The organism is Phenylobacterium sp., from assembly GCF_031181185.1.
Taxonomy (GTDB): domain Bacteria; phylum Pseudomonadota; class Alphaproteobacteria; order Caulobacterales; family Caulobacteraceae; genus Phenylobacterium.
Genome location: NZ_JAPSKZ010000276.1, coordinates 1 through 2903 on the forward strand (window position 1 = coordinate 1; position 2903 = coordinate 2903).

Genomic DNA, 2903 nt, shown 5'->3' on the forward strand with positions numbered 1-2903 from the left:
CTCCATGTAGCTCTCGAGCTACATGGAGAACGGCGCCTTCACGGCCACCTTCTTCTATGCCGAGGTCGACGGCCGGCCTGAGGACATCGGCGTCGCGCGCGCCTTCGAGGAACTGCGGTTCTTCTCCGAGAAGTTCGAGATCCTGGGCGTCTATCCGGCCGACCCGTTCCGCGCGAAGGCCTGATCGGCCGCGCAGCGGCGACTCGGCTCTGGGAACCAGAAAGCACGGAAGGACGCCTGCGGCGTCCCGCACGGAAGAGGCCGAGCCGACTTCTGTGCATTCAGTGGTTCGAATCTTTTCGGCCTTCGGCCGTTCAGCCTTCCTCGACCCACGCCTTCAGGAGCTGGTGGGCGATGGCCATGGGCGCGGGAGCGTTCACGCCGTCGTAGCCGCCGGCGAGAATCTGGCGGGCCTGGTCGCGGGTGAACCAGCGGACCTCGGAGAGCTCGGTCTGATCCGGCGTCCCCTCGTCATCCTCGACCTCGGCGATCAGGCCGATCATCAGCGACGACGGATAGGGCCAAGGCTGGGTCGAGTGGTAGCGGACCTGGCGCGTGCGAAGGCCCGCCTCTTCCGCCAGTTCGCGGGCGCAGGCCTCCTCGATGCTCTCGCCGGGCTCCAGGAACCCAGCCAACGCCGAGAACATGCCCTTGGGCCAGATCTCCTGGCGGCCCAGCATGCACCGCTCGCCGTGGTAGGGCAGCATGATCACGACGGGATCGGTGCGCGGGAAGTGCTCGGCCTCGCAGGCGGGGCACTGGCGCTTCCAGCCGCCGTCCTTCACCTCGGAGGGCTCGCCGCAGACCGCGCAATGGCGATGGCGGCGGCGCCACTCGAACATCGACTTGGCGGTGGCGCAGATGGCGGCCTCGGGCCCGCTTAGCCGAAGCGCGATCTGGCGCAGGTCGTGGAAGGCGCCCAGGCCCTGCAGGGGACCGTCGGCGGGATCGGCCTGGCCCTCCAGGTCGACGGCGAAGACGGCGGTCTCCTTCCAAAGCCCCAGGAACAGCAGCCGTTCGGAGCCGCCGGCGAGCTCGCCGGCCAGTCGTGCGGGCAGATAGGCGATCTGCACGCCCTGGCCGTCCTGCGTGGGCTCGACCAGCGGGCGGCCGTTCCAGACGGCGAGGGCGAGCGATTCCGGCGAGGCGAGTTGGCTGGCGAGCCAGGCGGCGTCGGGCCGGCGGTCGCTGGCGCGGTCCAGCGGGTTGCCGGCGAAGATGTTGGTGAAGGCGGAGAGGGCCATGCGCCTGTTCTAGTGCGGCCCAAGCTTCGGCGCGAGCGGCGTTCGGCGCAAAGGTGCGGGCCGCCCCTGTTGAGGGGCGGCGCCGCGATCGGTCTTACTGGGTCGGCGGGGTCGTGCCCGTCGAACCGGAGTTCGTGCCGCCGGTGGTGGGCGGGGTGGTCGTGCCAGTGGTCCCGGTCGTACCCGTGGTCGCGCCGGTGGTGTCACCGGTCGTGCCGGTGGTGGCGCCGGTCGTGCCCATCGCGCCCGTGGTGTCGGTCGCCGTGCCGGAGGCCGTCGTGCCCATCGCCGAAGCGTCAGGCGCGGTGGTCGTCCCCATGGCGGTGGCGTCCGTGGTGGCGGCGGGCGTTTCCGCCTGCTCGTTGTTCTGGCCGCCGCACGCGGCCAGGCTGCCCGCGACCAGTAGCGCGGCGGTGGTGGTGATCAGTCGAAACTTCACTTTAGGCCTCCCTGAAAGGACGACCCCCCGACGTGCGGACACTCTATCCGGAAGATCGGGCTCGCGAAATCGTGAATGTGAAGAATCGTCGCAGATTTCGCGCAGGTTCGGTGGGTGGGAGCTTGCGATTATCTTTTGATCATCGGCTCCCAAGGCTCAGCCTTACTGCGGCCGAAATGTAGAGGCCACCTCAAGGCGGCAAGCTTGGCCCAGGGAACGATCCGGCCGCGCGCCGGTTGGCGGGCTCAGGCTCCGGCTTTCCGGAGCGCCCCCCAGCACCAGAAGGGATCGCGCCATGAGTGAATGGAACAGAGGCGGCCGCAACGACGAATGGCGGCGCCAGTCCGAAGGTCGCAACCGCGACTGGCAGGACCGGGAACGCGAGCGGAGCTCGGGCCATGGCGACGACCGCGAGCAGCGCAGCTTCCATGGCGGCGACTACGCCCAGGGCGGCTCCGGCCAGGGCTATGGGTACGGGCCCGCCCAGAGCCGCGGGACGTCCGGCTACGCCCAGTCCGGCCAGGGCTATGGCGGCCAGAGCTACGGCCAAGGCTACGGCGGCGCTGGCCATCCGGGCCAGAGCTACGGCAGCGGCGAGAGCCACACCCAGCCTGGCCAGCATTTCGGTCAGCAGCCCTATGGCCAGCGCAGCTTCGGCGGGCATAGCCAGGGCGGCGGCAGCTACAGCGGAACCCAAGGCGGCGGCTGGAACCGCGGGCAGGACGAGCAGCGCTACGGTCAGCAGGGGCAGCAGGGCTACGGCCAGCAGGGTTATGGCCAGGGCGGCGCCGCCCAGTTCGGCGATCCGAACGAAGAGGTCCGGCGCGTGGCTGACGGCGACGCCGGCGGTCACGGCATGATGCGCATGTTCGGCGGCGGCCTTGCCGGGGGCCAGCATCGCGGCAAGGGGCCGAAGAACTACACCCGCTCGGACGAACGCATCCGCGAGGACATCAATGACCGCCTGGCCGACGACGCCTGGCTGGACGCCTCGGAGATCGAGGTGCAGGTCGAGAAGTGCGAGGTGACCCTCACGGGCACGGTGACCAGTCGTGAGGACCGGCGCCGCGCCGAGGACATCGCCGAGCAGGTCTCGGGCGTGAAGCACGTGCAGAACAACCTGCGCGTCCAGCAGCAGGGCGCGAGCGCGGCAGGCTCCGGCGCGATGGGTACGCGCGCGATGGGTTCGGGCGCGATGGGCGCCGACACGACCGGCGACC

The 2903-nt window shown here is 70.2% G+C and carries 3 protein-coding genes and 1 pseudogene; 2 read left to right on the forward strand and 2 right to left on the reverse strand.

Going from position 1 to position 2903, the window contains the following annotated elements; genetic code table 11:
* Nucleotides 1-10: 10 nt before the first annotated feature.
* Nucleotides 11-184: pseudogene (locus tag RIF93_RS19720) on the forward strand (prephenate dehydratase); the annotation flags it as partial.
* A gap of 130 nt (nucleotides 185-314) precedes the next feature.
* Here the strand turns inward: RIF93_RS19720 and nudC are convergent.
* Together nudC and RIF93_RS19730 are read right to left on the reverse strand one after the other, a co-directional pair.
* A complete protein-coding gene (gene nudC / locus RIF93_RS19725; RefSeq protein WP_309093149.1) occupies nucleotides 315-1244 on the reverse strand; it encodes an NAD(+) diphosphatase in 930 nt (309 codons plus the stop codon).
* A 94-nt stretch (nucleotides 1245-1338) separates the two neighbouring features.
* Nucleotides 1339-1683 carry a hypothetical protein gene (locus tag RIF93_RS19730; RefSeq protein WP_309093150.1) on the reverse strand — a complete coding sequence of 115 codons (345 nt, stop codon included), beginning with the start codon at nucleotides 1681-1683 and terminating at the stop codon, nucleotides 1339-1341.
* Between the two features lie 295 nt (nucleotides 1684-1978).
* Here RIF93_RS19730 and RIF93_RS19735 point away from each other — a divergent pair.
* Nucleotides 1979-2903 (forward strand): BON domain-containing protein (locus tag RIF93_RS19735; protein ID WP_309093151.1); only part of this gene is annotated, 925 nt, incomplete at its 3' end.